The sequence below is a fragment of the Actinomyces sp. Z5 genome (genome assembly GCF_003287795.1).
Taxonomy (GTDB): Bacteria; Actinomycetota; Actinomycetes; order Actinomycetales; family Actinomycetaceae; genus Actinomyces; species Actinomyces glycerinitolerans.
Genome location: NZ_QMIN01000095.1, coordinates 1 through 2,752 on the forward strand (window position 1 = coordinate 1; position 2,752 = coordinate 2,752).

At 63.4% G+C, this 2,752-nt stretch carries 2 protein-coding genes; both read left to right on the forward strand.

Annotated features, from left to right (window positions below; genetic code table 11):
* Nucleotides 1–1,768, forward strand: a 1,768-nt coding sequence (locus DRB06_RS16260; protein WP_181575274.1) for a DUF6571 family protein, incomplete at its 5' end; no start/stop codon positions are given.
* A 52-nt stretch (nt 1,769–1,820) separates the two neighbouring features.
* Complete coding sequence (locus tag DRB06_RS15885) at nt 1,821–2,606, forward strand: hypothetical protein (protein ID WP_146750894.1); 786 nt, start codon at nt 1,821–1,823, stop codon at nt 2,604–2,606.
* Nucleotides 2,607–2,752: the final 146 nt, after the last annotated feature.

The following is a 2,752-nucleotide window of genomic DNA, read 5'->3' on the forward strand; positions in this document are numbered from 1 at the left end:
CGACGCCCTGAACCTACTCACCCTACTAGGCGGCACCACCGACATCACCGACGCGGCCAACGCCGGAGCCGCAGAGCTACAGAAGGCACTGGAGAACGGCACCTCCTCCCAAGGCCGCACCCCCGAGGAGATCCTCGACCAAATCGACAAGCACCGCGACATCCCCACCTACGGAGCCGCCTTCATCGACGCACTAGGCACCGAGGAGTTCCTCACCCTCACCATAGATGCGCAGACCGCGTATAAGAACATCAACCAGTACGGTCACTGGGTGACGCGGAGCGAGGAGGATGACGCTTCATTCGAACGAGTGATCACGACGCTGGGCCACGTGTTTGCGGCCGCTTCCCAGCCGGAGGTGAACAACGAGTCCATGACCAGCGGCCTGAGCCGGGAGGTGGGCGACGTCATCACCACCGACGGCAAGCAGGGCCTGGCCTCTGCGGTGACCGCACTGATGTCCGTGTCGGATACGACTTATGGGACGGACTTCGTGGTCAACCTGGCCAGCGACATGGAGACCACCGACAACACCCCAATGAACCTGGGAAACCTTTCTGCGGCCCGTACCGGCGAATATCTCGAGGGCTATGCAGCTGACGCGATGGCGGGGCCGCTCTTCGCCATGAGCCGCAACCTGGAGGCTGCCGACAAGTACTTCACGCCTACCCTGGTCAACCCGCCGATCGTGATTGATGAGGATGGCAACGCGACCAACCCGATCACCGACTACGACCCGAACATCTCGTTCACCACCCGGGACGGCCGCACCATCACCGCACAGGAGCGCACCGACCTGCTCTTCTCCCGGACCTGGGTGCGCGACAACGAGGAGGCACTCACAGCCGCTTATGCGGCGGTGTCAAGCCAGCGCGGGAGCACCGACGGCGCCCTTGACGGGCGGGCGACCTGGGCGTGCGGCCAGGCGCTGGAGTACTTCGGCAGCCATGAATTCTCCAAGTCTTCTGAGCGGACCAAGGTCAACCTCGGTGTGTTCACCGGCAACCACGCCGCCGAGATCACCGGTATGGCCATCTTGGAGGATGCGGACCGCCAGTACGGCTACGTCACCGCCAACGACTACGCCCACGATGCCGAGTCCAAGCGCAGGGCGTTGAAGCATGTGGTCGCGTCCTTCGCGGACTCCGACGACGCGGTGTCCGCGGCCGGGCAGGGGATCGCAAACTACACCGAGCGGGCCGCGCACGCCGAGGCCGCAGAGGACCTCCCCGCAGACGGATCGACCCCGACCCCCGAGCAGGTGACCTTGGCGCAGACGCGCATGACCGGCACCTATACCAATGGGCGCACGGCAGCTGCGTGGGTGGATGCAGTCGCCGACCAGGCCAATGAGCGTTCAAGTACTCGGCGCGACAAGGAGCGGGCGCAGGCCGGCGCGGCCTTCGCCATCGTGGGCGCGATCCCCGAACCGGCCGCCGCAGCCGTGTCCGCCGTGGGCTCCACCGGACTGTCACTGTGGGAGGCGGTGTCCAACGACACCGTGACCGCCCTGCAGATCGACGCGACCGGTTACAACGCCAGCATTACCGAGGTCGCCGTCCAACACGGGCTCGTAGACGAAAGCTACTTCCCCAGCGCCGATAACCCGCAGTCCTGGTACGACCCGGAAACCAAGACCATCACCATCACCGATGACACCCAGAAGGAACAGTTCCAGCAGTGGTGGGCCACCAACGGTGACGACATCGGCCTGTCCGGCGACCTCATGAACCTCAGCCTGAGAGCAGTCACTCCCCAGGAAACCTAGCTGCCCGAAGACTAATAACACAACCAACCACCAGCACCGGTAACACACAGCCATGAGCTCACCCACCACAGACAACAACGCCACCATCCAAGACCCTGATACAAGCACGAGTAGTCCGAGACGACGCTGGCTGGCAATCGTGCTCACCATCACGGTCCTGTGCGCCGGGGCCCTGGCCTGGTGGCGCCCCTGGGAACATGAGGAGGAGGTACTGCCACCGCCGGAGGCCGTATGCCAGGACGTCTACAACACTGCCGAGTTCGACCGAATCCTTGACAGCCACATCGGAAGCGACCATGTACTCGCCTATGGGGGCTGGAATAGGCGTTGTACTGTTTCGTCGGGCAGGCCACCGGCTACGGATGCCAGAGGCTACGAAATGTACGGCACCATCGCGTTCATCGAATACTGGCACGACAATGAGTACGACGCGGGCAACGGTTACAAGTGGACCGATGAGACCATGTCCGCGGACACCGACAACGGAGTCCAGAAACTCAACACCCCCGAACTAGAGGGCAACACCTACCTCTGGGTAATGCAATCTGGCCAAAGCAACTATGTGCACGGTATCTGGTTCGGAGACGGCTTCACAATAGCAGCGGTCATTCCCCATCCAGAGAATAACCTAGACGGCCCCAAAACCACCCAGGAGGCCATGGCCGTCATGCCCGAGCTGCTGACGTACGTCGTCATCCAAGCTCAGGAACACCACGCCATTCCAAACCCCAAGCTCAGCAAGACCCCTGTAAGCGAACCGACCGACACGGCGGATACACCCGCCACGGACTCGGCAGCCATCAGAAACCAGCCCACCAGCACCCCGTCCGCATCCTGACCCATGGAATCCACCACTCCCGCACCCGCCCCGAGCGCTCCCCTCCCGGAGTCCGACCACCGACCTACCCGCGGCGCTCGGCGTCGCGTCGTTGTGGTTGTGTTGATCTTGGCGCTCGTCGTGGCGGGGGTTGCTGGTGGTGTGTG

Coding starts and splice junctions, on each gene's coding strand:
- DRB06_RS15885 (WP_146750894.1), top strand. CDS start 1,821: ATGAGCTCACCCACCACAGACAACAACGCCACCATCCAAGACCCTGAT.